General features: G+C 57.4%; 23 protein-coding genes. 5 read left to right on the forward strand and 18 right to left on the reverse strand.

Annotated features, from left to right (window positions below):
* Positions 1-109: 109 nt before the first annotated feature.
* Entirely contained in the window at positions 110-652 is a 543-nt protein-coding gene (locus N7220_RS14040; protein WP_283148153.1) for an acyloxyacyl hydrolase, read from the forward strand.
* Positions 653-728: 76 nt separating this feature from the next.
* On the opposite strand, the gene nagA is transcribed toward N7220_RS14040, so the two are convergent.
* The 8 genes from nagA to N7220_RS14080 form a co-directional block, all read right to left on the reverse strand.
* Positions 729-1,835 (reverse strand): N-acetylglucosamine-6-phosphate deacetylase, encoded by a 1,107-nt coding sequence (gene nagA, locus N7220_RS14045; protein ID WP_283148154.1) that lies wholly within the window; start codon positions 1,833-1,835, stop codon positions 729-731.
* A 133-nt stretch (positions 1,836-1,968) separates the two neighbouring features.
* The gene (locus tag N7220_RS14050) at positions 1,969-2,346 is read right to left on the reverse strand and encodes a DUF2237 family protein (protein ID WP_283148155.1); all 378 of its coding nucleotides are present in this window, start codon (positions 2,344-2,346) and stop codon (positions 1,969-1,971) included.
* Between the two features lies 1 nt (position 2,347).
* Positions 2,348-3,127: an MBL fold metallo-hydrolase gene (locus N7220_RS14055; protein WP_283148156.1), complete on the reverse strand. Its 780-nt coding sequence runs from the start codon at positions 3,125-3,127 to the stop codon at positions 2,348-2,350.
* A complete protein-coding gene (locus N7220_RS14060; RefSeq protein WP_283148157.1) occupies positions 3,124-3,900 on the reverse strand; it encodes a TatD family hydrolase in 777 nt (258 codons plus the stop codon). Before N7220_RS14060 ends, N7220_RS14055 begins: the two co-directional genes overlap by 4 nt.
* 113 nt (positions 3,901-4,013) lie before the next feature.
* Positions 4,014-4,379 (reverse strand): PilZ domain-containing protein, encoded by a 366-nt coding sequence (locus N7220_RS14065; protein WP_283148158.1) that lies wholly within the window; start codon positions 4,377-4,379, stop codon positions 4,014-4,016.
* Positions 4,380-4,385: 6 nt separating this feature from the next.
* A complete protein-coding gene (holB, locus tag N7220_RS14070) occupies positions 4,386-5,402 on the reverse strand; it encodes a DNA polymerase III subunit delta' (protein WP_283148159.1) in 1,017 nt (338 codons plus the stop codon).
* On the reverse strand, positions 5,399-6,052 hold the full coding sequence (gene tmk, locus N7220_RS14075; RefSeq protein ID WP_283148160.1) for a dTMP kinase: 654 nt from the start codon (positions 6,050-6,052) through the stop codon (positions 5,399-5,401). Before tmk ends, holB begins: the two co-directional genes overlap by 4 nt.
* A 125-nt stretch (positions 6,053-6,177) precedes the next feature.
* The gene (locus N7220_RS14080) at positions 6,178-6,615 is read right to left on the reverse strand and encodes a PilZ domain-containing protein (RefSeq protein ID WP_283148161.1); all 438 of its coding nucleotides are present in this window, start codon (positions 6,613-6,615) and stop codon (positions 6,178-6,180) included.
* A 209-nt stretch (positions 6,616-6,824) separates the two neighbouring features.
* On the opposite strand from N7220_RS14080, the gene N7220_RS14085 reads away from it, so the two are divergent.
* Positions 6,825-7,619 (forward strand): DODA-type extradiol aromatic ring-opening family dioxygenase, encoded by a 795-nt coding sequence (locus N7220_RS14085; protein WP_283148162.1) that lies wholly within the window; start codon positions 6,825-6,827, stop codon positions 7,617-7,619.
* An 80-nt stretch (positions 7,620-7,699) separates the two neighbouring features.
* Here the strand turns inward: N7220_RS14085 and N7220_RS14090 are convergent, their stop codons facing one another.
* The 4 genes from N7220_RS14090 to N7220_RS14105 all read right to left on the reverse strand — a co-directional run bounded on the left by N7220_RS14090 (position 7,700) and on the right by N7220_RS14105 (position 10,495).
* The gene (locus N7220_RS14090) at positions 7,700-8,473 is read right to left on the reverse strand and encodes a MetQ/NlpA family ABC transporter substrate-binding protein (protein WP_283148163.1); all 774 of its coding nucleotides are present in this window, start codon (positions 8,471-8,473) and stop codon (positions 7,700-7,702) included.
* A gap of 108 nt (positions 8,474-8,581) precedes the next feature.
* Complete coding sequence (locus tag N7220_RS14095; RefSeq protein ID WP_283148164.1) at positions 8,582-8,761, reverse strand: HU family DNA-binding protein; 180 nt, start codon at positions 8,759-8,761, stop codon at positions 8,582-8,584.
* 61 nt (positions 8,762-8,822) lie between these two features.
* Positions 8,823-9,488: a methionine ABC transporter permease gene (locus N7220_RS14100; RefSeq protein ID WP_283148165.1), complete on the reverse strand. Its 666-nt coding sequence runs from the start codon at positions 9,486-9,488 to the stop codon at positions 8,823-8,825.
* Positions 9,485-10,495, reverse strand: coding sequence for a methionine ABC transporter ATP-binding protein (locus tag N7220_RS14105; RefSeq protein ID WP_283148166.1), 1,011 nt, complete (start codon positions 10,493-10,495; stop codon positions 9,485-9,487). The genes N7220_RS14100 and N7220_RS14105 overlap by 4 nt, the downstream gene beginning before the upstream one ends.
* Before the next feature lie 517 nt (positions 10,496-11,012).
* Between N7220_RS14105 and N7220_RS14110 the strand changes: the two genes are divergently transcribed.
* The gene (locus N7220_RS14110; protein ID WP_283148167.1) at positions 11,013-11,825 is read left to right on the forward strand and encodes a DUF4397 domain-containing protein; all 813 of its coding nucleotides are present in this window, start codon (positions 11,013-11,015) and stop codon (positions 11,823-11,825) included.
* A gap of 104 nt (positions 11,826-11,929) precedes the next feature.
* Here N7220_RS14110 and N7220_RS14115 read toward each other — a convergent pair whose 3' ends face one another.
* The 4 genes from N7220_RS14115 to N7220_RS14130 all read right to left on the reverse strand — a co-directional run bounded on the left by N7220_RS14115 (position 11,930) and on the right by N7220_RS14130 (position 15,375).
* A complete protein-coding gene (locus tag N7220_RS14115; protein WP_283148168.1) occupies positions 11,930-13,120 on the reverse strand; it encodes a DUF2252 family protein in 1,191 nt (396 codons plus the stop codon).
* 71 nt (positions 13,121-13,191) lie between these two features.
* Positions 13,192-13,437 (reverse strand): hypothetical protein, encoded by a 246-nt coding sequence (locus N7220_RS14120; protein WP_283148169.1) that lies wholly within the window; start codon positions 13,435-13,437, stop codon positions 13,192-13,194.
* A gap of 10 nt (positions 13,438-13,447) precedes the next feature.
* A complete protein-coding gene (locus N7220_RS14125) occupies positions 13,448-14,329 on the reverse strand; it encodes a DNA/RNA non-specific endonuclease (protein WP_283148170.1) in 882 nt (293 codons plus the stop codon).
* Between the two features lie 131 nt (positions 14,330-14,460).
* Positions 14,461-15,375: an aspartyl/asparaginyl beta-hydroxylase domain-containing protein gene (locus tag N7220_RS14130; RefSeq protein WP_283148171.1), complete on the reverse strand. Its 915-nt coding sequence runs from the start codon at positions 15,373-15,375 to the stop codon at positions 14,461-14,463.
* A 598-nt stretch (positions 15,376-15,973) separates the two neighbouring features.
* On the opposite strand from N7220_RS14130, the gene N7220_RS14135 reads away from it, so the two are divergent.
* Positions 15,974-17,899, forward strand: coding sequence for a carbohydrate-binding module family 20 domain-containing protein (locus N7220_RS14135; RefSeq protein WP_283148172.1), 1,926 nt, complete (start codon positions 15,974-15,976; stop codon positions 17,897-17,899).
* A gap of 366 nt (positions 17,900-18,265) precedes the next feature.
* Here the strand turns inward: N7220_RS14135 and nth are convergent, their stop codons facing one another.
* Both nth and murI read right to left on the reverse strand, forming a co-directional pair.
* A complete protein-coding gene (gene nth, locus N7220_RS14140) occupies positions 18,266-18,916 on the reverse strand; it encodes an endonuclease III (RefSeq protein ID WP_283148173.1) in 651 nt (216 codons plus the stop codon).
* A 7-nt stretch (positions 18,917-18,923) separates the two neighbouring features.
* Positions 18,924-19,742, reverse strand: coding sequence for a glutamate racemase (murI, locus tag N7220_RS14145; RefSeq protein WP_283148174.1), 819 nt, complete (start codon positions 19,740-19,742; stop codon positions 18,924-18,926).
* A gap of 276 nt (positions 19,743-20,018) precedes the next feature.
* On the opposite strand from murI, the gene gltB reads away from it, so the two are divergent.
* Positions 20,019-24,470, forward strand: coding sequence for a glutamate synthase large subunit (gltB, locus tag N7220_RS14150; RefSeq protein WP_283148175.1), 4,452 nt, complete (start codon positions 20,019-20,021; stop codon positions 24,468-24,470).
* The last annotated feature ends 164 nt before the right edge of the window (positions 24,471-24,634 follow it).

Here is a 24,634-nt window from a genome sequence, read left to right on the forward strand (position 1 = left end):
CAGGCGGGCGGCATAGCGCGGTGATAATGTATGCGGCGCAGATTGTCTGGAGTGCTGGAAGCTGTTTTTCAAGTAGCCACAATTACAACGAGAGTAACATTACCGCGCCATGAAAAAGATACTACTCACCCTTGCACTGGCTTCGGCCGTATGTGGTGCCCAGGCGGCACCGATTGATTCATTCTCGGCTGCGCTCGGAGAATCCACTCGCCCCCACGGAGAAAACACGCCCGACGTCTTGCGTTTATCCGTGACCAAAGACTGGGACACCCGCTGGTTTGAAACGTCCACCGGTTACCTTACCGGGTACTGGGAGTTCGCCATGGGCGCATTCAAGCCGCAAGACACCACCGCATTCGATGTCGATGTGGTGCCGATGTTTCGCTACCAGTTCAACGTGGGCGCCAACTGGTGCAAACCGTTTGTTGAGCTCGGCGTCGGTGTTGCGTACCTGAGCGAGCACAAAGTAACGGATGACCATGACCTGACTTCGCATGCCCAATTCAGTGATCGTATTGGCGCTGGTTGCGGTTTCGATGCCGGTCGCCAGGAAGTGGGGATTAACTTCCATCACTTCTCCAACGGTGGTCTGGACAGGCCCAATCCGGGTATCGACTTTTTGCTGATGCGCTACGCGTATCATTTCGAATGACCGGCAGTGTTGCTGTCACCGCAAAAAAGCCCACGCTGACGTGGGCTTTTTTTGTGTCAGCGAGATGCTGATGGCCTCAACCAACCGCGTGTACCTGTTCGCCTTCGACATAAACCGCAGTGACATTCAAGTCCCGATCCAGTACTACCCAGTCGGCCCATGCGCCCACGCCAATGCGACCGCGATCTGCCAGCCCCAGATAATCCGCCGGATTGCGCGAGAGGCGGCTGGATGCGTCTTCCAGCGTCAGGCCAAGAGAGACCAGGTTGCGCAAGGCTTGATCCATGGTCAGCACACTGCCAGCCAGCGTGCCATCGGGCAGACGCACACCGCCCATGCACTTGGTGATGGTGCGGCCTTCGTCCTTGGTGTATTCGCCGTCGGGCAAGCCGGTGGCGACCGACGCATCCGTCACGCAATAGAGCTTGGGAATGGCGCGCAGGGCGACATTCATGGCACCCGGATGCACGTGGATCAGATCCGGAATCAGTTCGCTATATTCGGCATGTGCCAGCGCTGCGCCGACCATGCCGGGTGCGCGGTGGCCGAGCGGCGACATGGCGTTGTAAAGATGGGTAAAGCCACTGGCACCATGTTCCAGCGCGGCCACGCCTTCTTCGTACGTGCCTAGCGAGTGGCCGATCTGCACGCGCACGCCACGCGCCGCCAGAATCTGGATGATCTCGCCGTGCCCGGCAATCTCCGGCGAGAGGGTAATGATCTTGACCGGCACCGTGGCCAGATATTGTTCCAGCTCGGCCATGACGGCGGTGCGGGCGTGGTCAGGCAGCCCACCCAGGCGGCCAGGATTCACGTACGGGCCTTCCAGATGTACGCCCAGAAACCGCGCGCCGCCAGCAGGACGATGGGCGATGGGGTCTGCCAGCGCTTGCAGCAGCGCAAACAAACGCTCGTGCGGTGCATTTACCGTCGTGGCCAGCAGGGCGGTGGTGCCGTGGCTGGCGTGCATGCGCGAAATAACGGCAGCGGCTTCGGCGCCATCCATGATGTTGGCGCCATTGGCACCATGTACATGCAAGTCGATAAAGCCGGGCAGGACGTAACCGTCGGTGTTGTTGGCCGGATCAGCCGAGATGGCGTCAATGGCGCTGACGCGGCCTGCCGCGCTATGAACGGTGCCGCGGCGCCAGCCAGCTAAAGTCAGAATGTTGCCCGATACCATGAATGCCCCTGAGTCCGTCTCAATTTGTCTGGGCATTCATTATGCGAGTGCAACGCCTCGCGTGGTAAGGCCTGAATTGGCCAGGTTTGCTTGATATCGGCAATTATTGTTTGCCAGGGCGTGCCAACCAGATTCAGTGGCGCGAGTAATCCAGCGAGAAATTGACCAATGTTTCCAGCGAAACATGTTCGAGGATAGATTCATGCGTGGCGGCCATGATGACCTTGGGTGCCTTGCCTGCGGTGAGTGCCTCTGTCCAGCGGGCCTCGCACAGGCACCAGCGGTCGCCGGGTTTGAGGCCATCAAAACCCCATTCCGGCCGTGGCGTGGAAAGGTCGTTACCCTGTGCTTTGGAAAACGCCAGAAACTCGGCCGTCATTTGCACGCAGACCGTGTGCTTGCCGGCGTCGTCTTCATGCTCGCCACAACACCCATTGCGGGTGAAGCCGGTGAGCGGATCAAGGCTGCAAGCCACCAGCGGTAAACCAAGGACGTTCAGGTCTTGTGTCATGTCAGCGCTCCGCAATCACGTGCAATCCATCGTAACCCACTTCAATGCCGTCAGGCAGGCGAGCGGACAATGCATGAAATTCCAGTTCGTGGGTCATGTGGATCAGTACCGTGCGGCGCGCTTTGATGCGTTGCGCCGCTTCCAGTGCCTGATCTACACCGAAATGAGTCGGATGTGGAATAGGGCGCAGACAATCCAGGAACAGCACGTCCAGATTTGCCAGTCGCTCGTAACTCTCTTCGGGAATAAGCGATACATCGGTCAGATACGCCACGTTGCCGATGCGATAGCCCAGAATCGGCCACTTGCCATGCATTAGCGGGATCGGCGTAATGGTGACGTCCTTGATCTTGAACGGCTGGTCGTCAATTTCGGTCAGCGTCAGTACCGGTTTGTCCCAGTACTCGCCCGGTGCCAGCAACGTATAGCTGAAGCGGCTTTTGATGTGCTCGGCCATCAAGGTATTGCCATAGACCGGAATTGCCGCACGATTGAGCCAGCAAAAGGCACGCAAGTCATCAATGCCATGCAGGTGGTCGGCATGCGGGTGCGTATAGAGCACGGCGTCGATATGCAGCAGGCCTTCGCGCAGGACTTGCTGGCGTAAATCCGGACCGGTATCAATCAAAAACGTCAGGCCACCGGCCTTGATTATGGCGCTGGCGCGGGTGCGGCGATTTTTGGGGTCGGTTGAAGTGCAGGTGGCGCATTGGCAGCCGAGCGCCGGTGAGCCGCCACTGGAGCCAACGCCCAGCAAGGTCGCTTCAACCACCGCGCTCATTGCACTGCCCTCGCCTGGGCAAACAGTTTGAAGAAGTTGGCGGTGGTGGCGTTGGCGATGGTGGCCAGCGTTTCGCCACGCAATTCGGCGATATGTTCCGCCACGTGACGCACCCAGCCCGGCTGATTCATCTTGCCGCGAAACGGTACTGGCGCCAGATAGGGCGAGTCGGTCTCGATCAGCATGCGATCCAGCGGCACCAGCTTGGCCACTTCTTTCAGTTCCTCGGCCTTTTTGAAGGTGACGATGCCGGAGAACGAGATATAAAAATTGAGGTCAATCGCCGCTTTGGCCACATCCCAGGATTCGGTAAAGCAATGCATCACGCCGCCGAACTCATCGGCGCCCTCTTCTTTCATGATGCGAATGGTGTCTTCTGCCGCCGAGCGGGTATGGATGATCAGCGGCAAACCCGTTGCCCGTGATGCGCGGATGTGGGTGCGAAAGCGCTCGCGTTGCCATTCCAGATCACCTTCCAGCCGAAAGTAATCCAGCCCGGTTTCTCCGATAGCGACCACTTTGGGCTGCCGTGCCAGTTCCACCAGTTGTTCAACTGTCGGCTCAATGGTGTCTTCGTAATCCGGATGCACGCCTACCGAAGCAAACAGGTTGGGTTGCGACTGCGCCAGACTCAGCACGCTGGGCAGATCGGGCAAGTTCACGGCCACGACCAGTGCGTGCGTGACTTTGTTGTCCGCCATGGTGGCCAGATGCTGATCCAGGTTGCTGACCAGGTCGGGGAAATTGAGATGGCAATGCGAGTCGACAAACATACAGGGCTAATCCGGAAAGCAGAAATCGGGAAAACAAACAGGCCGCGTAGTGGCGGCCTGTTCATTGTAAATCAACAGCTTGCTGTCAGGGGCACGGTGTGCCGCTGAGGTGCTTACATCGTGTGCGTGGTGCGGGCCGATTGCAGATAGCCGCCCAGCAACGCCTCGATCTTGTTACGTGCTTGCGTGCCGGCTTCGTTACCGGAAAAACGCACGCCTATGCCTTGCTGGTGATTGTTGTGCGCGCCGGTCGGGGTCAGCCAGATTACGTGGCCAGACACGGCAATCTTGGCCGGATCGTCCAGCAACGACAACAACATAAACACTTCGTCACCCAGCCGGTAAGGCTTGTTGGTGGGAATGAAAATGCCGCCACCTTTCACAAAAGGCATATACGACGCATACAGTGCCGCTTTTTCCTTGATGTTCAGCGAGAGCACACCAGGGCGGGTTGTCCCGGTGCGGACGGGTTCATTCATGTCGGTTTATCCTGTCAGCTTGCCGCGTAATGCAGCCAGATAATCGAACAACAGCGATTCAAATACCAATCGGGCGTTCAGTGGGTGATGCGCCAGCCGTTGAGCCTGCTGCAACCGGTCCACGTATTTGAGCATACGCGGCGCGCGCGGTGCTAACTTTGTAAGCGCAGGCTCTCGATCTGGATAATAGCGAATCCGCCCGGACATGCCTAAAGCAATCAGATCGTGGGTCCATTTCTGCAGCCATTCGATCACTTTCGCCGGCTCAACCTTGGCTTTTTCGATCTCGGCGGCCAGCCCCAGCACATTAAGCGACCCCGGCGCGCTGATCTGGTTAAGCACGCTGGTGCACAAAGGCTGCCATTCGGCGTCAGCTTCTTCCAGCGCGGCCAGCGGTGAACCGCCAGTGTGGGCCAGATGCAACTCGGCATCGGCCACGCCTTGTTCATTCAGCCAGACTGTTGCTGAGGCGCGATCCGGCGTGGTGAGCGGCAACACACGACAACGACTGCGGATGGTGGGCAACAAGCGCCGGGCCTGATGTGCCACCAGAATGAACTGGGCGCCTGCGGGAGGCTCTTCCAGCGTTTTTAGAAAGGCGTTGGCCGCGGCGGTATTCATGGCTTCTGCCGGATAAACCAGCGTAACCCGCGCGCCATTGCGGTGGGCCGAGAGATTGACGAAGTCGGCCAGCTCGCGGATTTCATCCACGCCAATAATCGGCTGCTTGCGCTTGGCTTTGGTGTCTTCCAGTTCTTCATCCACCGGATCAGCCGGAGCCAGAATGCGAAAGTCCGGGTGATTGCCCGCGGCTTGCCAGCGACAACCCTCGCACACACCACAAGGCGCCAGCGCACGATCTTTGTTCTCGCACAGATACCAGGCGGCAAGGCGTTCGGCAAAGCGGCGTTTGCCGATACCTGGTTCGCCAGTCAACAACAATGCATGCGGCAGTCGTGCCGGATCATGCATGAACTGCTGCCATTGGGCCGTCTGCCAAGGGTAAAGCTCGTATTGCGTCATGCCAGGTGCTCGTGCGACCAGCCGCTCAGAAACTTCTGCAAATCGGCCTGAATGGTTTCGATCGGGCGGGCAGCGTTAATCACCTTGAAGCGTTGCGGTGCCGCCTTGGCGCGTTCCAGATAGGCCGCGCGGACACGCTCATGAAACTGGGCTGCCTCGCGCTCAAAGCGATCGAGTTCACGGCTTTGGGCGATACGCGCCTGGCTGACTTCGGGCGGAACATCAAACAGCAGGGTCAGATCTGGCTGCAACATCTGTGCCGGGCCACCTTGCACCCACTGTTCCAGCGCTTCGAATTTGTCCCGTGCCAGGCCGCGACCGCCACCTTGATAAGCGTAAGTGGCATCGCTGAAACGGTCACACAACACCCATTCGCCTCGCGCCAGTGCCGGTTCAATAACCCCGGCGATATGTTCGCGGCGAGAGGCAAACATCAGCAGCGCCTCGGTTTCCAGGTGCATGGGTTCGTTTAGCAACAACGCCCGCAATTTTTCACCCAGCGGCGTGCCGCCAGGTTCACGGGTCACCACGTGGGCGATGCGCTCGCTGGTGAGCCAGCGGTCGATCCAGTTCAGTTGAGTGCTTTTTCCCGCGCCATCCACGCCTTCTACGGTGATGAAACGACCTCGGGTTGCCAGCTGGTTATGCATGGTGGGAATCGCCAGAAAATATCCCGGCGATTGTCGCATAGATGTGAGTTGAACGGGCCGCCGCCCGGACTGGCAAGCGTGCGGTACGGCGTTTGCGGGTCAAATGGCTACCGCTTAACAACAGCTCAGTCGGGGCGCACCGCAAAGGGCGCGGGCACACGTGCCGCCAGGGTTTGCCTCAGAAGGGCTTTGCCGTCGCGCTTGAATTCAACAAATTGCACGCCGGTGCGAAACACGTTGAATTCACCGGAAAGCACGGTGTACACCACGCGGCTTTTGACTTCGACGATTTTGGGGCGTTGGCCTGCGTTGGTGGCGGGAATGCTGATCAATACCGTGACGCGATCCGACGTCGGCAGGCTGAAATCTGAATGCAGGCTCAGGCCGTTGGACGAAATATCAAAAGCGCGTCCGCGAAATGACAGCCGCTCTTCACTATCCGGATACACAATGGCCACCCGCCAGTTCACCAGATAACGTGTGTCTTTACGCGAGTCCTGGATGGTGTTTCCCGGAAAATGTTCCTGGAAATAATCATCTTCGGCGTGAGGTGCATCCTGCATGGTATGGGAGTAAATGTCGTAATGAGTCGATCTGCATTATAAGAACAGCGCGCACCTCACGGCCATTTGTTTCCGGCCCGGTGGCATCGGGTGTGGCGAGATTGTCCCTACTGCAGCAATAAATCATCCTTGCTGGCGATCTTTATGTCGGCGGGCTCAAGTTGCAAACTGACGGTCAGTGATTACCCATACCTATTCAGGAGTACACCATGACCCGTTTGCCAACTCTGTTTGTCTCGCACGGCTCGCCCATGCTGGCGCTGGATGCCGGAAAAACGGGTGAGGCCTGGGCACGAGTGGCGGCCAGCCTGCCGCGGCCTCGTGCCATTTTGATGGTTTCAGCCCATTGGCATCACGAAAACAGCGGCGTTACCACTGCCGCAGAACTGGATACCATCCATGACTTTTACGGTTTTCCGGCGCCGCTGTATGACCAGCAATATCCGGTGCCTGGCGTACCTGAACTGGCCAAAGAAATTGCCGATGAATTTGGCGCGCTGGGTCTGCAGGTTATGCTGGACCCGCAACGCGGGCTGGATCATGGCGCGTGGGTGCCGCTGAAATCGATGTACCCGCAAGGCGATATTCCGGTGGTGCAGATGGCGCTGGATTTACGCCGCGACACCGACTGGCATTACGCCGTGGGCCGCGCGTTGAACAAGCTGCGTGACGAGGGCATTCTGATTATTGGCTCCGGCAGCATCACCCATAATCTGCGCGACATCATTCCCGGCGTGAGCGAAGGCCCGCAGATTCCGGCTTATGTGCCCGCATTTATGGACTGGATGCATCAACATATCGTCGCCAAAGATGTCACGGCACTGCTCGACTATCGCCAGCAATCTCCGGGTGGCGTGCGCGCACATCCGTCGCAAGATCACATCTTGCCGTTGTACGTGGCGATGGGCGCGGCTGATGGCGAAACTGCGGTGCGTGAATACACGGCGGTGACTGAAGGTGTATTGGGGATGGATATCTACCGCTTTGGTGAGATTCCCGCGTAATAGTGAGCGGACCGCGCTGCCAACAAAAAACCCGACCATTCTGGCCGGGTTTTTTCATCAGGTACTTTCAAACAGGCAAATCAGAACGCCGGAACAACCGCGCCTTGATACTTGTCCTGGATGAATTTCTTCGTTTCCGGGCTGGTCAGAGCGGCGGCCAGTTTTTTCATGGCGTCGCTGTCTTTGTTGTCGGGGCGAGCAACCAGTACGTTCACGTATGGCGATTGCGCGCCTTCGATGGCCAGTGCATCTTTGGTCGGGTTCAGCTTGGCTTGCAGCGCGTAGTTGGTGTTGATCAGGGCCAGATCAACCTGGTTCAGCACGCGTGGCAGCGTAGCAGCTTCCAGTTCCTTGAACTTCAGGTGCTTCGGATTCTGTGCGATGTCTTTCGGGGTGGCCAGAATGTTGTTGGCATCTTTCAGCTTGATCACGCCTTCTTTATCCAGCAGCAACAAGGCGCGACCGCCGTTGGTGGCGTCGTTCGGAATCGCGATGGTGGCACCGTCTTTCAGATCAGCCAGTTTCTTGATTTTGCTGGAATACGCACCAAACGGCTCAACGTGTACGCCGACCACGGGGACCAGGTTGGTGCCTTTGCCTTTGTTGAACTCGGCCAGATACGGCTTGTGCTGGAAGAAGTTGGCATCCAGGCGTTTTTCGGCCACTTGCACGTTGGGTTGCACGTAGTCGCTGAATACTTTGATATCCAGATCCACGCCTTCTTTGGCCAGGATCGGCTTCACGAACTCGAGGATTTCAGCGTGTGGCACGGCAGTGGCGGCAACCGAAATCTTTTCGGCGGCGTGGGCATTGAAGGCCAGCGCGGCAGCCAGCAGAGTCAGCAGTTTTTTCATTGTTGCGGTTTCCTTGTTAGAAACAGTGATTCGATGCCCCGCGACGATCGCCGCGGCGCATCAGTAAGTGAAACAGTCAGGTCTGACTCAACAGGTAGTCATGCGTGCTCAAGGCGTCCTGGTGTAGCCAAACAGGCCAAACAGCCGGTCGGTGACCTTGCCGATGGTGGGCGACGCAGATAACTCGTCGTCCAGTATTTTTTCAAATGCTTCCAGCACCTTTTCGCAATCGGCGGCGTTAATGCCCGATCTGGCGCTGACGGCGAGAATGACTTCGGCTTTGTTCATGGTGCTTTCCCCTGGGTTGCGGTCAATGAAAAACTGCGGGGAAAGCGTAAAGCCCACGGGTTTACTTGCGCGAAAAATGCACCACCAGTTTGTCGCCGATCATTTGCAGAATTTGCACCAGCACGATCAGGATCAGCACGGTGACGACCATCACGTCAGTCTGAAAGCGCTGGTAGCCGTAACGAATGGCTAGATCGCCCAAGCCGCCGCCGCCAATGACGCCAGCCATGGCGGTGTAAGACACCAGAGTAATGGCGGTGACGGTAGCTCCCGCCAGAATGCCGGGGCGAGCTTCCGGCAACAGTGCGCCGGTAATGATCTGGCGAGTGGTGGCGCCCATGGCCTGAGTGGCTTCGATAATGCCGCGATCCACTTCGCGCAACGCGGTTTCCACCAGTCGGGCAAAGAACGGTGTAGCGCCGACGACCAGCGGCGGAATCGCCCCGGCCACACCCAGCGACGTGCCGGTGAGCAATACCGTGAACGGGATCATCACGATCAGCAGAATCACAAATGGCACCGAGCGCAGCACGTTCACCACGAATGACAACACGCCATACACCGCAGGTTGTTCCAGTAATTGCTTGCGGCCGGTCAGAAACAGCAGCACGCCCAAGGGCAGGCCCAGCACCAGCGTGAACAGCGACGAACCCGCCAGCATCAACAAAGTATCTTGCGTGGCTTGCCAGATATCGGACCAGTCCACGTTCGCAAAAAGATCGTTCATCCGCGCAAAATCTCCACGGTCAGGCCAGCGTCGCTAAAGCGCTGCAGGGCAATTTCTGGTTGGCCACCGGTAATCGACAGAATCAGCTGGCCATAAGGCGTGTCTTTGATACGGTCGATCCGGCCAGACAAAATACTGAAGTCCACGCCAGTCTCGCGCGCCACCTGGCCCAGCACCGGTTCATAAGTCTGCTCGCCGCGAAAAGTCAGCCGCACAATGCGGCCCGGCACGTGAGCGTAGGCATCGGTTTCTTCGGCTTCGTCGACGTTTTCCGCTTCTTGTACAAAACGCTGGGTGGTGACGTGTTGCGGATGCAAAAACACGTCGGCCACGTTACCCACTTCCACCACGCGCCCGGCGTCCAGCACGGCCACGCGGTCACCAATGCGGCGGATCACATCCATTTCATGCGTGATGACCACGATGGTCAGATTGAATTCGCGGTTGATCTCGGCCAGCAATTGCAGCACCGATTGCGTGGTCTGCGGGTCCAGCGCGCTGGTGGCTTCATCACACAGCAGCACTTTGGGGTTGGTCGCCAAAGCGCGGGCGATGCCGACGCGTTGTTTCTGGCCGCCGGACAACTGCGCCGGATATTTGTTGGCGTGGTCGGCCAGACCCACGCGGGCCAGCAACTGCGCGACGCGATCCTTGATCTGTACCGATGAATACGTGCCTGCCAGCTTGAGCGGAAAAGCCACGTTGTCGGCCACGGTCTTGCTGGATAACAGATTGAAATGCTGAAAGATCATGCCAATGCCGCGGCGCTGCTCGCGCAACTGCGCTGAATCGGAGGCGGTGATTTCCACGCCATCAATCAGTACGCGCCCGGAAGTGGGTTTTTCCAGCAGGTTGATCAAGCGCACCAGCGTGGATTTACCCGCGCCGGAGTGACCAATAATGCCGAAAATCTCGCCAGCCTCAATTTTCAGATCGATGCCGTTGAGCGCCGGTATGGCCCGGCCGTCCACATTGAAAGACTTGTGGACATCAATAAATTCAATCACGAAGCAACCTTGTGGGTTACGCAAAATTATGGAAATTATCGGGTGAGATGACCCAAGGCGCCATGTTAATGAGTTGCTTTATAACTGCAAAATCTTTGTGGTGATATGAATATCACAAAATCGCATTATGAAGCATTGGCGGGGCTTGTAGCCGGATCGCGTCTGACCCGTGATGAAGGGGCAAGATTATATATGCTGATGTGCTGATCAGCCCTGCCGATGGTCCGGTGATAGTGCACAAGAGGTCGCCCTATAAGCCAAAACCCGGCAATTGCGCGCTACGGTTTTGCTGTGCGGTTAATCTGCGCTGATCAATCACAGTCGCGCTTTTTCTGTCCTGAGATTGAATCCGTCTTATGTGTAATCCAGATTTAGTCTGTCAGTGGTTGTAGGTCTATTCCTGGCAAATACTACGCGCTCGTCCGGTATTTTCTCCAAAAAATACGGCCTATCTTTCGTTTCAGGTTTGGCATCTGCAATGCAAATTACCTCGCCAATAAACGAAGGAGATTTAACAATGAAGCGCGCAAATCAGGATAACAAACACACCTTTATTCGCTGGGCCAAAGCCATTGCCTTGATTGCCGGATTAGGCTCGGTATTGCTGCTCAGTGCTTGCGGCGGCGATGATGGCCCGGATGATCGACTGGGCCTTAGCAAGCCGGCATTGCGGGTGATTCATGCTTTCCCTAACGGCCCGCAAATTGATGCGCTGACCAATGGCAACGTCTCCGCTAGCGGCCTGAGCTATCTGGCAACCAAAGCGTATTTTGATATCGATGACACCCAGACGACCGTCAGCGCCAATCTGGCCGGGACATCTACCCAGGTTTCCACTGCTTCTTTCAAGGCGGCAACCGGGCATAAATACACCTATGCCTTCGTCGCTGGCACCAGCGCCACCAACGACGCGGTGCTGATTGATGATCCGTATGAAAAGGGTTTGCTGTCAGACAAGGCGCGCGTACGCACGCTGAATGCGGCGTTCAATACCGGGAACGTGGATATCTACGTGCTTAAATCGACCGATACCCTGGCTGGCGCCACGCCGATGGCTAGTGCGATTGGCTTCAAGACTGCTTACCCGGCTTCTGGTGCAGATTCAATTGATCTGGACGGCGGTCAGGTGACGGTGGTGGTGACTGACGCCGGCTCCAAAACGCCAATTTTCACGTCGACGCAGACCTCGCTGGATAACAACGCCGATTGGCTGATTACCGTGGTGCCACAACAAGGCGTTGCCGCTGTCACCCCGGATCAGATCAAAGTGCTGGTGGTAAAAACCAATGATCCAAACAATGCAGGTTTTGAATTGACTCCAGCTTCCTGATTGCCCGCCAAATCGTTTATCTCGCGTACCAGCAATAAAGGCCGCCATTCCGGGGCCTTTATTGTTGCTCATTCATGGAAGTGGCATTGGGCAGGCCAACACTATTAACTGCTCATTTGCAGTGCATATTTGCGGCAATGTTCCAGATATCCTTGCTCATGACTCCCCACCAATTGCACTACGCTATTCCATAACCAGGAGGGCGCATCCAGCGTTTTGCTGCGATTGCGCCGCAATTCGGCCTTCCAGCTGCGGCGGGTATCGGCGTCCATTTGCCGGGCATGGGCAACACCCACAACCTGAGCCAGGTAGTACGCCACATGCATGGCCTCGTCGGTATCGAGGGTTTCGATTTCCAGCTTCAAATCTTGTGGCAATAACTCACGCACGAATACGGCGTGATCCATAAAGCGGGTGGCGACCAGACGTTCGCCCAGCGCGGGAGACAGATGCTTTGCGCCTTCCCGAACGCGCTGACCGTTATCGCGAGGCATGTGAGCATGCGCATGGCGCGGAGCTGCCGCGCGGATCGCCTCTTTCACATCCATCAAACAATAATCGCGGTCCTCACCTTCACCTATTCCCAGCAACAATGCATAACGCAGTAAACCCAGTGAGCTACAGCCTTTGACCCAATAGGCCGCATCCAGCAGTTCGACTGGCGAATCATCAGCGCGGGACTTCAAACGGGTGGCCAGATGCTGCAGGTCGGGCTGGCGGAACAAGTCTTTAAGCGCGGATTTTTCGTCCCTGGAGAGCGGCCAGAAATGCTTGCCACGCGGAATGGTCGGCTTGGGGTCGTCAATCCGCTCCCGTGCGAGTTCTTTCCAGGAGCGCGTCACCGCCTCGCGCACCACCAGTTGCACTGCATCTGGCCGGTTTTTGGGTGGGCGCGGTTTGCCGGAGAATGATTGTTCGTAGCCCAGCATCATGTGCTCCAGCATGCGGGCGGTGACCACGCCGGGCAAGCGGCTGCCGCGGGCTGCAGTCGCGAGCGACAAAGCCAGGCGCACCAGATCATGCGCTGGGTTGCCGATGACGGTCTGGTCCAGATCGCGGATCTGCACGTCGATATCACCGTCGACATAACCCAGCGGGCCGAGGTTGCCGATATGGCAATCGCCGCAAATCCATACTGCCGGGCCATGCGGTAAGGCGTGACCATGCTGGCTGTGCAGCCATTCATAAAACTGGACGGTATTGCCCCGCACATAAGCGTGAGGCGAGCGTGCCATTTTTTCGTTGCGCCGCGCCAGCAATAGCGGGCGGCGTTCATCCGGCGATGGCAGCTTCATGGAACTCCAGACTCAAACAAGGGAAGATTTCATGCTAGCTGCCAATGTGGGATGGCGCTGTCAGCGAATGGCTAAAAAGGATTGGCGCCTTCGCTGATAGGCGCGACGCTGATGTGTTCGGGCAAGGCATCAGTTTGCAAGGTGTGTACAACCGCATTGAGCGCCGCTTGCAATGCCAGCGCCGCCGCCAGCCCAGCTTGATCTTTGGTGATATCCAGCGAGCCAAATACGGCAATGCGATCCAGCCGGTTTTCCAGTGTCAATTCGCCAATTTGCAAGGTGTCTGCTTCGTTGGCATAAGGGCTGAAATGATCCATGCGGTGTTCCTTAGAGTGACCGAACCAGTTGTTTGAGCATGCGATAGAACTCGTGTTCCAGCCAGCGCCAGATGGCGTTGTCACTGCTTGATTCACGGGTGGCGCGGCTATGTGTGGCGCGAGGCCCACTGCTGGCCGGTTTGGGCGGTGGCAGGCGCATGGCTTGCTGTCTGGCGGCTTCGGGCAAGGTCGGAAAGGGGTTGATGCCGATTCTTTTTTCCAGCTCGGCAATCGACACCACCTGGTAATCGTCGCCCGGCGCGTTGGGTGTGACGTACGCCGCCGCTTGTTGCTTGCTCGGGTTATAGACCGCTTTGTATAGATACGTCGGCACCAACACCCGGTTGTTGAGGCGCTTGATGGCGCTGCCTTCAAACAGCGGGCCGGTGACCACGTATACCTCGCCATCGCGCACAGCCATGTCTCGCACGGACGCCTCAAGCCCCGCCCACAGGCCGCGATTGTTTTCCGGTGACTGGGGGATCATGTTGGCCAGACTGAAGCTCTGAAACTGGGCATCTTTATCTGGCATATCGCCATTCGGGCTCATGTGGCCACGATCAAAGCCGCTGCGGGCGTAATCGGCCAGTTCCGGGTGCGGCATGTTCTGTAGCTGCGGTTCTTCGTGAAAGGTGTCGGTACGCACCATTTCGCGCGCTTGTTGCACGCGCTGGCGGGTGATGTGCTCGGCCGACCACAAAGGGGTGAGTGATACGCCGGAATACAACACGGCAAAGGCATCAAAACACAATGGTTTGGTATCGCGTGCCAGCTTGGGGTTGTGTACATCCGGCGCGCGACCGGAGAAAAACTGGGCAGGGCAGTTGCTGGCGCTGGCCAGTGCCAGCGGCGCCGCAGCGAGCAGGATTGCCGCGAACAAAAGACTTTTCATTGTTGTTATGGAAGAGGGCGATGGAACGGAGGCAGAGCGTACAAAGTGTGGGGCTGCCTGTCCATGCCGTTCTGCGGCGAATAGTGGCTGCCGCGTGCTTTAGCTCACAAATGGCACTGTCGCAGCCGAAGTCAGATAAGCAAAAACAAGGCAATGACCGAGCCAATCAGCCCGACGCGAGTAAGACGGTAAACGCGCGGATTCCAGCGTTTGAAGCGCTTGCGGTGTTCCCCGACCCAACCGGCGTAACGAAACAGGCGACTGAGTGCCCCGCAATGATCACCATCGCGATTGGGTGAACTGGCGGCGGCGACAATATTTTGGCCCACCCAATTATTCAAAGTGCTTGCCCACGAGTAGCGCATCGGTCGTTCGATATCGCAAAACAGGATTAACCGACCCTGACCACTGTGGTTCTCGGCGCGGTGGATAAACGTCTCGTCAAACACCACGCCTTCGCCATCGCGCCAGCTATAGCGCTGGCCATCCACTTCGATATAGCAACGGTCGTCATTGGGCGTGATCAAGCCCAGGTGATAACGCAGTGAACCGGCGTACGGGTCTCGATGCGGATTCAGTTTGCCGCCATCGGGCAACCAGGCAAACATCGCCGCTTTGACGCTGGGCAACGTACGCAGCAACGCCGTGGTGCGGGGGCACAGGACCTCGGCAGAGGGGTGCGCTTCGCCGTACCACTTCAGATAAAACCGCTTCCAGCCATATTTGAAAAACGAATTGAAACCGGCGTCGTCATTGTGTTGTGCCGCGCGGATATGCTGGGCGTCGAGCAAGCGCTGGCCTTCCTCGCGGATTTCCAGCCAGTGAGATTGCAGGATTTTCAGATCAGGAAAAGCGCTGACGCAAACAAACGGCGTATCCGGCACGGATGAGCAGGCATACATCAGGACATTGACCGGCGCGGCTACGGATGAATGATCAAAGACTTGATGGCGCCATGAATGACGCACGCGGCCGCGTAAATGCACCCGCAAAATGGCGGCACCAATCAGTAATACCAGGGCGACCTTTAGTAGCAAGCCTGCCATGAAAGTCTCCTTCCCGGATTGGCACCGGTGACTGCGGCGCATAACCCGGTATTGCGTGCGGTTGTTTTTATGGTTTTTTCGATGGGTGCGAGCACCAGCATCGGATTGGCGGATGTATTCATCTCGCCGATATGACAAGAGACTGCCCGAGCGCGACAGGGTCGCAACGCAGCAATGTTCTGCTTTAGTTGTAGTCACTACGCAAAATTACGTGTAGTCAAAATCATGACGATGCGCTGGGTTGCCAAGGAAAATATCAGTTTTTAACTGCTTCACACCGGTTTTAATTCATAAAATCGATGCAAAACCGGTCAAATTGGCTGCCGCTTGTCGGAGAAAAGCGGGCGTGTTTTTTATGTGCGCGATGTTGCAAACCCAGCTTTTGGCTATGCAGATGGCGTAAATGCTGTGACCTGCAGTGCAACCAGGTGGTTGTGTAGTGAGTTTCAATTGAAATGCGTAGTTGAATACGAAAAACCCTGTGGCTTAGGCTTCCCTCTGAATTCAAACCGGTTTGACTGGAGGTATGAGTTCAGGCGGCAAATTGAGGAGTCTTTGCCTGGAAAGAGCGGTAAGAAGATCAAAAAAGGACCGAAAAATGAGATTTACACTCACAGTAACGACGGCTGCATTGTGTTCAGTATTGATTGCCTGCGGCGGTGGCGGCGGCGCCTCCGCAGCAGATGGCAGTAGCAATTCCACCTCGACCAAGGCCAGTGGCGTAGTCTCGGCCAGTTACAACCCTTCTTATACATCGGTGCAGTTGTTCCACTGGAAGTGGAGCGATGTCGCCAAGGAATGTACGGATTTTCTCGGCCCGCAAGGTTACGGCGCAGTGCAGATATCGCCGCCGCAAGCGTCCAAGGTGACCGGCAACTGGTGGGATATGTACCAGCCGGTGAATTTCGGCAGCCTCACCAGCCGCATGGGTAACGAATCTGATCTGCAAAACATGATCAACACATGCCATGCCGCGCATGTGCGGGTGTACGCCGACGTCGTGGTGAACCAGATGGCTGCAGACTCCAGCAGCAGCTACAGCGCCACCGATGGCTCAACCTGGAACGCCAGCACGCTGACGTATCCGCAGTTTTCCAGTAATGATTTCCACTCCAATTGCACCATTCAATCCAGCGATTACGGCTCCCCCGGCAATCGCAGCAACGTGATGTTGTGTCGCCTGGACGGCATGCCGGATCTGGCGACCGAAAGCAGTTATGTGCAGGGCGTGATCTCCTCTTACCTGAAGAAGCTGCTCTCGCTTGGGGTGGATGGTTTCCGGCTGGATGCAGCCAAACACCAGCAACCGACGGCATTGAACAGCATCCTCAACACGGTGAAAGCCACCTATCCGACCACGCTGGCGGGCGAGAACATCTGGGTGACGCAAGAGGTGATCCCCGACGGCAACGTGGTGCGTTCGGATTACTTCCAGAACGGCACCATCAACGAGTTCCAGTTCACCTATGCCATTCGCGATGCCTTCCGCAACAACAACGGCAACAATCTGGCCAGCCTGCCGACCATGATGGGCACGCCGGGTAACTGGGGCGGCAGTTGGGGCTTTGTACAGCCGCAATATGCCACCGTGTTTGTGAATAACTGGGACACCGAACGCAGTGGGACGGATTCGCTCAATGCCAGCAACTACGCCGGTGCAACCAACGATTCCCAAGGCACCAAGCGCTACGATCTGGCCAATATCTTCATGCTGGCCTGGCCGTATGGCGAGGCCCAGGTGCAGTCCGGGTTCCGTTTCAGCAACGTGGATCAGGATGCGCCCACCGCCAGCCCGTACGACGCCAGCGGCAACGCCCAGATCAATGTGAACTGGGACTTCATCCATCGCTGGTCGGACATCTCCAACATGGTGGCGTTCCGTACCGCCACCAACGGCCAGGGCGTGAGCAACTGGACCACCGGTACGGGCAACCAGATTGCCTTTAGCCGTGGCGCTGTGGGCTTTGTGGCCATCAATAACGACACTAGCGCCTGGAGCAAAACCTTCCAGACTGGCTTGCCTGCGGGCACCTATTGCAACGTGGTACATGGCTTGGTTAGCGGCACGAGTTGCGCCAGCGATAGTGTTACGGTGGATGCCAGCGGTAATGCCACCATTACCCTGCCTGCCAATGGCGGAAGTACGGTGCCAGCGGTGGCGATCTACACCGGGCAGAAGCTGGGTGGATCAGGCTCGGGTGGCGCCACTACTTGCCCGGTGACATTTACCATCGCCAATGCCAACACCAGCTTTGGGCAGAATCTGTACGTGGTCGGCAACCAGACCGTCCTTGGTAACTGGACTCCGGCCAGCGGGTTTGCTCTGACCATCGTCGGCAACGGCGCAAACGCTACGTGGTCTGGCACCATTTCGCTCCCGGCGAGTACCGCCATCCAGTACAAATATGTGAAATGGGACGGCACCACCGCGACGTGGGAGAGCAATCAATCCACCAGCAGTGCTAATCGCGAAGCGACGACTTGCTCAAGCGGCGCGCAGGCGCTTAATGATGGAAGTTTTTGATTGATTGGTGAAACAAAAGGGCCGCGAATGCGGCCCTTTTTCTTGTGAGGTACTAACCCGGATTGCCATTAACGACTGACCCAAATCATCCTGCAGCATCGTTTGCTTTTGGTTTGATTTTAGATACTGGCAAACAATGATCGCCAATCACGCCGACCGACCGAGGGAACGCAGGATGCGTGCAAGCAATCTTGGCAAACAGATGGTTTGCTTCGGCTTTTGACTTCGGGCCCCCTTGCGGTAGCGGGGTCGCCTTTCTTTTGGTTTCTTTTCTTTGGCGACCCAAAGAAAAGAAACGTGCTCCCGGTCACCACCGGGTATCTAACGTTTTTCACGCTCGTGCCAAAGGCACTAACAACCCGGTTATTAGCGCCCCTTCGGCGGCACCAATTCCTTCGGTTTGAAATCACACAAATCATTCACCACACACCGCCAGCACTCCGGCCTGCGTGCCTTGCACACATAACGCCCATGCAAAATCAGCCAGTGATGGGCGTTGAGCTGAAACTCAGCCGGCGTCACCTTCATCAACTTGTCTTCCACCGCGCGTACATCTTTACCTTTGGCGAGCCCGGTGCGGTTGGAGACCCGAAAGATATGCGTATCCACGGCGATGGTCGGATGGCCGAATGCGGTATTCATCACCACGTTGGCGGTCTTGCGGCCCACACCCGGCAGCGCTTCCAGTGCCTCACGATCTTGTGGGACTTCACCACCGTGCTTTTCCAGCAAGATGCGACAGGTTTCCAGCAAGTGTTTGGCCTTGCTGCGATACAAGCCAATGGTCGCGATATAGCCTTCCAGCCCTTCTTGCCCCAGCGCGAGGATGGCCGCGGGCGTGTTGGCGACCGGAAACATCCGTCGCGTGGCTTTGTTTACGCCGACATCGGTAGCTTGTGCAGACAACAACACCGCTGCCAGCAACTCAAATGGCGTGGTGTATTCCAGCTCGGTAGTGGGCGCCGGGTCCAGTTCGGCCAGGCGTTTGTAGAATTCGTAGCGGGTTTCTTTGTTCATCGGGCCATCACAACCGGTCGATATTGACTTGTTCAATCGCGCCCAGATTGCGCCCGAGGAAGCGTTCACCCACGCTGCGGAACTTCAACGGCACGTCGGTGACGAAATAACGATAGTCCGGCATGCCGCGTTGCGGATTGGCCAGACCCTGTTCTTGCAGCAATGCGGCGGTTTCATCAGCAATGGCAATGGCTGAATCGACCAACTTGAGGCGGCTGCCGGCCACTTCAGACAACAATGGCTTGAGCAGCGGGTAATGGGTGCAACCAAGCACCAGTGTGTCGATCTGCTCCACAAACACCGGCTTGAGATATTCCTGCGCGGTCATGCGCGTGACCGGATGCTCCAGCCAGCCTTCTTCAACCAGCGGCACAAACAGCGGGCACGCCTGGGAGTAAACGCGGTAGTTGGGGTCCAACTGATGAATCGCGCGGGCATAGGCGTTGGAGTTGATGGTGGTCGGCGTGCCGATCACCCCAATGCCGCCACTTTGCGTGGTTTCCACAGCGCAGCGTGCGCCAGCGGCAATTACATCCAGCACGGGCAGCGGTGAAATCTCCCGCACTTTTTCGGCGGCGACGGCGGCCATGGTATTACAGGCAATGATCAGCATTTTGACTTGCTGTTTTTGCAGGAAGTCGACGATCTGCATGGTGAAGTGTTCGATGGTCGAAACGGACTTCACGCCGTAAGGCACACGGGCGGTGTCGCCAAAGTACACAATGTTTTCAAACGGCAGCCGATCCATCAACGCACGGACTACGGTTAACCCGCCCACACCGGAATCGAATACGCCGATTGGGTGGGATGCTTGTGGTTGTGACATGGCGGCTCCCCAAAAGCCGCAATTCTAGCCGTCTGGGCGAGGCTTTTGGCGATTTTTAGCGGCGCGAATTACGCACATGCAGCAATGGCTTTTCAGCTTTGCTATCTCTAATAGGTCAGGCAGCAAATCGAGTCAGGCGCGCGCATGCCGATTTGACTGGTCAGGGCAGGGCGCATTCCCGACACCTCAGGGCATCCGCATTGTGGAAAACCCTGATACGTTGGTAAAATTAACGCCTTTTCGCTTGCAATATGCTGCTTCTTCAAGGGTAGTGCCATGGACAGACAAAGCGGGTTGCAGAACACCCTTTACCGGCCTGAGTTCGAACAGGACAGTTGCGGTTTTGGCTTGATCGCGCAAATGGACGACCAACCCAGCCACTGGCTGGTGAAGACCGCCATTTCGTCGCTGGCCGCTTTGACCCACCGTGGCGCGGTGGCCGCCGATGGCAAATCGGGCGACGGCTGTGGTTTGCTGTTCCGTAAACCCGATGCCTTCTTGCGTGCCGTGGCCGCCGAAGCCGGTTTTACACTCACTGACTTGTACGCCGCCGGTCTGGTATTCCGCTCGACGGACGCGACCCAGGGTGCAACCTCGCTGACCAATCTGCAAAACGCCATTGAAGCGCAAGGGTTGACGCTGGCCGGTGTGCGCGCCGTGCCGATCAATACCGAAGCTTGTGGCGAGTACGCCATGCGCACATTGCCCGCCATCGGCCAGGCTTTTGTGAATGCCCCGGCGGGTATGGAACAAGCGGAGTTTGAACGTCGCCTGTATCAAGCGCGCCGCGTGGCGGAAAAATCCAACAAAGCCAGCGACCCCGGGTTTTATATCCCGACACTGAATTCGCAAACGCTGTCCTACAAAGGTCTGGTCACGCCGGAAAACCTGCCGGTGTTTTATCTGGACCTGAACGACGAGCGCTTTGCCTCGTCGCTGGCCGTGTATCACCAGCGCTTCTCCACCAATACCTGGCCGCAGTGGAAACTGGCGCAGCCGTTTCGCTTCCTGGCGCATAACGGTGAGATCAACACGCTGTCAGGCAACCGGCTGTGGGCCAAGGCGCGTGAAGCGATCATGGATTCGCCGCTGCTGGACATGAACACCGTGCGCCCGATCGTGCAAACCGACGGGTCGGATTCGATGAGCCTGGACAACATGCTCGAAGGCCTGATGATGGGCGGCATGGATGTGTTCCGGGCGTTTCGCATGCTGGTGCCACCGGCTTGGCAGAACGTGGATAGTAACGATCGCGATCTGCGCGCTTTCTATGAATACAACTCCATGCATATGGAAGCGTGGGACGGCCCGGCTGGCATCGTCTGGACCACCGGTCGCTACGCCGGTTGCATGCTGGACCGCAACGGCCTGCGTCCGGCGCGTTATGTGATTACCAAAGACCGCCATCTGACCATCGCCTCGGAAATCGGCGTGTGGAACTACAAGCCAGAAGACGTGGTGAAAAAAGGCCGCGTCAAGCCAGGGCAGATCGTGGCTGTCGATCTGGAAACCGGTGATTTTCTCGATACCGAAACCATCGATAACCGGCTGAAAGCGACACATCCGTATCGCAAGTGGATCAAGAACAACGCCATTCAGCTGGAGTTGAGTGAAGACAACAGCCCGCTGCCGGAGATGTCCCGCCCCGAGTTGTTGATCTTCCAGAAGCAATTTGCGCTGACCTATGAAGAGCGCGACCAGATCCTGCGCGTGCTGGCGGCAGACGGCCAGGAAGCCGTAGGCTCAATGGGTGACGACACGCCGATGGCGGTGTTGTCGGAAAAAGTGCGCTCGCCGTTTGATTATCTGCGCCAGCAGTTTGCCCAGGTCACCAACCCGCCGATCGACCCGATTCGCGAAGCTATCGTGATGTCGTTGAATACCTGTTTCGGCCCGGAACGTAATGTGTTCTCAGTGACCGAAGACAACGCCAAGCGGCTGGAAGTGCGCTCGCCGGTGTTGTCCAGCGACAAGTTCGATGCGCTCACATCCTTGCCGGGTGACGATTACAAGCCGGCGTTTTTTGATGCCACTTACGATCCGGCCAAAGTCTCGCTCAAAGAGGCGATCGAGCAACTGCAAGCGCAGGTGCTGGCCAGCGTGCGCAATGAACACACGGTAGTGGTGGTACTGAGCGACAAACAGATCGCCCAGGGCCGTTTGCCGATCCACATGTTGTTTGCCACGGGTGCCGTGCACCACGCGCTGGTCGATGCCGGTTTGCGCTGCAAGATCAACCTGGTGGTCGAGACGGCCACCGCACGCGATCCGCACCACTTTGCTTGTCTGATTGCCTTCGGCGCCACCGCCGTGTTCCCGTATCTGGCCTACCAGACGATTCTGGAACTGGTTGGTAGCGGGCAGATCAGCTTGCCGCTGTTGGCCGCCACCAACAACTTCCGCAAGGCCATCAACAAAGGCTTGCTGAAGATCATGTCCAAAATGGGCATCTCCACCGTGGCGTCTTATCGCGGCTCACAGCTGTTTGAAGGCGTGGGTATTGGCGAAGAAGTCATCAAACTGTGCATGGAAGGCACGGTGTCGCGCATTGGCGGCGCCAACTTTGCCGACTTTGAAGCCGACACGCTCAAGCTGAACCGTCTGGCGTTCAACAGCATGCGGCCGATTGCCCAGGGTGGCTTGCTCAAGTACGTGTTTGGCGAGGAATACCACGCCTACAACCCGGACGTGGTCATGCAACTGCAAAAGGCGGTGCAGGGCGGCGAGTACAAGGATTACCTCAAATACGCTGATCTGGTAAATCAACGCCCGGTAGCCATGCTGCGTGACTTGATGGCGCTGCAAATTGATCCGGCCAAAGCCATCCCGCTGGAAGAAGTGGAATCGGTCGAAGCGATTCTGGCGCGGTTTGATTCCGCCGGGATGTCGCTGGGCGCGCTCAGCCCGGAAGCGCATGAAGCGCTGGCCGAAGGCATGAACCGCTTGGGTGGTCGTTCCAATTCCGGCGAAGGCGGTGAAGACCCAGCGCGCTACGGCACCATGAAGATGTCCAAGATCAAGCAAGTCGCCTCGGGCCGCTTTGGTGTGACGCCGCATTATCTAGTCAACGCCGAGGTGCTGCAGATCAAGGTGGCGCAGGGTGCCAAACCCGGTGAAGGTGGCCAGTTGCCGGGTGACAAAGTCAGCCCGTTGATTGCGCGGTTGCGTTGCTCCAAGCCTGGCATCAGCCTGATCAGTCCGCCGCCGCATCACGATATCTACTCGATTGAAGATTTGGCCCAGCTGATTTTCGACTTGAAACAAGTGAACCCGAGGGCGCTGGTGTCGGTGAAGCTGGTGGCTGAACCTGGCGTGGGCACCATTGCTGCGGGTGTGGCCAAGGCTTATGCCGATCTGATTACGATATCCGGCTACGACGGTGGCACCGGTGCCTCGCCGCTCACCAGCGTGAAATACGCCGGTACGCCGTTTGAACTGGGCCTGACCGAAGCACAACAAGTATTGCGCGCCAACGGCCTGCGTGGCCGCGTGCGGGTGCAAACCGACGGTGGTCTGAAGACCGGGCTGGATGTGGTCAAGGCCGCGATCATGGGCGCGGAAAGCTTCGGTTTCGGCACTGGCCCGATGGTGGCGCTGGGCTGCAAATATCTGCGCATTTGCCATCTGAATAACTGCGCCACCGGTGTGGCGACGCAAGAAATCAAACTGCGCAGCAAGTACTTCACCGGCTTGCCGGACATGGTGGTCAATTACTTTACCTTTATCGCCCGCGAAACCCGTGAATGGATGGCCAAGCTGGGTGTGCGCTCGATGGAAGAACTGATCGGCCGTTCCGAACTGCTGGGCTTGATTGAAGGCGCGACCGAACGGCAAAAACGCTTGCGGCTGGATGTGTTGCTTAGCCAAGGCACGATTCCGGATAGCGAACCGCGTTTCTGCGTGGCAGATCGCAACCCGTCTTTCGACAAGGGTGAACTGGCCGAGCAAATGGTGGCTGACGCGTTGGCCGGCATCAAGGCCAAAACGCCGCAGCGCTTTGAATACAAAGTGCGCAACGTGAATCGGTCGATTGGTGCGCGTTTGTCCGGCGAAATCGCCATGGCCCACGGTGCCGACGGCCTGCCGGCAGATTGTTTGCATATCAAGCTCAACGGCTCGGCCGGGCAATCGTTTGGCGTGTGGAACGCCAAGGGGCTAACGCTGGAGCTGGAAGGCGATGCCAACGATTACGTGGGCAAGGGCATGTCTGGTGGCCGAGTGGTGATTTATCCGCCCAAGGTCAGCGAATTCCGCGCGGACGATGCGGTGATTGTTGGTAACACCTGCCTGTATGGTGCAACTGGCGGCGAGCTGTATGCCGCTGGCCGCGCGGGCGAACGCTTCGCAGTGCGTAACTCCGGCGCGCTGGCCATTGTGGAAGGCGTGGGCGATCACGGTTGTGAATACATGACTGGCGGCACGGTGATTGTGCTGGGCGAAACCGGCTACAACTTCGGCGCGGGTATGACCGGCGGTTTTGCGCTGGTGTATGACACTCAGCAACGCTTCGCCTATCGCTACAACAACGAACTCGTGGATATCAACCTGATCAATGGTGAGTCCTACGGTGCAGTTCGGGCCTTCCTCAAGGAAAAGCTCAAGGACTACCTGAAGCAGACCGGTTCGGTGCGCGCCCAAGAGTTGCTGCACGACTTTGACGAAGCCGTGGATTACTTCTGGCTGGTCAAACCCAAGGCCGCCAAGCTGGATGATCTGTTGAAGGATTGATCGACGGTTGGAACGGTGCGCATGAATGCGCACCCTACAGCCCCTCAACCCGTAGGGTGCGCATTTATGCGCACCATTGCGGATTACAAATTTGATTGGGGTGGGTCAGCGGGTTTTATCCCTCAAGCCTTTTATCCCGCGTTATCGGGACACCCCTGACTCCT

This window comes from Silvimonas soli, from assembly GCF_030035605.1.
Classification (GTDB): Bacteria; Pseudomonadota; Gammaproteobacteria; order Burkholderiales; family Chitinibacteraceae; genus Silvimonas; species Silvimonas soli.

Coding starts and splice junctions, on each gene's coding strand:
- gltB (WP_283148175.1), top strand. CDS start 20,019: ATGGACAGACAAAGCGGGTTGCAGAACACCCTTTACCGGCCTGAGTTC.
- N7220_RS14090 (WP_283148163.1), bottom strand. CDS start 8,473: ATGAAAAAACTGCTGACTCTGCTGGCTGCCGCGCTGGCCTTCAATGCC.
- N7220_RS14065 (WP_283148158.1), bottom strand. CDS start 4,379: ATGAATGAACCCGTCCGCACCGGGACAACCCGCCCTGGTGTGCTCTCG.
- N7220_RS14095 (WP_283148164.1), bottom strand. CDS start 8,761: ATGAACAAAGCCGAAGTCATTCTCGCCGTCAGCGCCAGATCGGGCATT.
- N7220_RS14055 (WP_283148156.1), bottom strand. CDS start 3,127: ATGAGCGCGGTGGTTGAAGCGACCTTGCTGGGCGTTGGCTCCAGTGGC.
- murI (WP_283148174.1), bottom strand. CDS start 19,742: ATGTCACAACCACAAGCATCCCACCCAATCGGCGTATTCGATTCCGGT.
- nagA (WP_283148154.1), bottom strand. CDS start 1,835: ATGGTATCGGGCAACATTCTGACTTTAGCTGGCTGGCGCCGCGGCACC.
- N7220_RS14060 (WP_283148157.1), bottom strand. CDS start 3,900: ATGTTTGTCGACTCGCATTGCCATCTCAATTTCCCCGACCTGGTCAGC.
- N7220_RS14125 (WP_283148170.1), bottom strand. CDS start 14,329: ATGAAAAGTCTTTTGTTCGCGGCAATCCTGCTCGCTGCGGCGCCGCTG.
- N7220_RS14040 (WP_283148153.1), top strand. CDS start 110: ATGAAAAAGATACTACTCACCCTTGCACTGGCTTCGGCCGTATGTGGT.
- N7220_RS14120 (WP_283148169.1), bottom strand. CDS start 13,437: ATGGATCATTTCAGCCCTTATGCCAACGAAGCAGACACCTTGCAAATT.
- nth (WP_283148173.1), bottom strand. CDS start 18,916: ATGAACAAAGAAACCCGCTACGAATTCTACAAACGCCTGGCCGAACTG.
- N7220_RS14080 (WP_283148161.1), bottom strand. CDS start 6,615: ATGCAGGATGCACCTCACGCCGAAGATGATTATTTCCAGGAACATTTT.
- holB (WP_283148159.1), bottom strand. CDS start 5,402: ATGACGCAATACGAGCTTTACCCTTGGCAGACGGCCCAATGGCAGCAG.
- N7220_RS14110 (WP_283148167.1), top strand. CDS start 11,013: ATGAAGCGCGCAAATCAGGATAACAAACACACCTTTATTCGCTGGGCC.
- N7220_RS14115 (WP_283148168.1), bottom strand. CDS start 13,120: ATGAAGCTGCCATCGCCGGATGAACGCCGCCCGCTATTGCTGGCGCGG.
- N7220_RS14135 (WP_283148172.1), top strand. CDS start 15,974: ATGAGATTTACACTCACAGTAACGACGGCTGCATTGTGTTCAGTATTG.
- N7220_RS14050 (WP_283148155.1), bottom strand. CDS start 2,346: ATGACACAAGACCTGAACGTCCTTGGTTTACCGCTGGTGGCTTGCAGC.
- N7220_RS14085 (WP_283148162.1), top strand. CDS start 6,825: ATGACCCGTTTGCCAACTCTGTTTGTCTCGCACGGCTCGCCCATGCTG.
- N7220_RS14130 (WP_283148171.1), bottom strand. CDS start 15,375: ATGGCAGGCTTGCTACTAAAGGTCGCCCTGGTATTACTGATTGGTGCC.
- N7220_RS14100 (WP_283148165.1), bottom strand. CDS start 9,488: ATGAACGATCTTTTTGCGAACGTGGACTGGTCCGATATCTGGCAAGCC.
- tmk (WP_283148160.1), bottom strand. CDS start 6,052: ATGCATAACCAGCTGGCAACCCGAGGTCGTTTCATCACCGTAGAAGGC.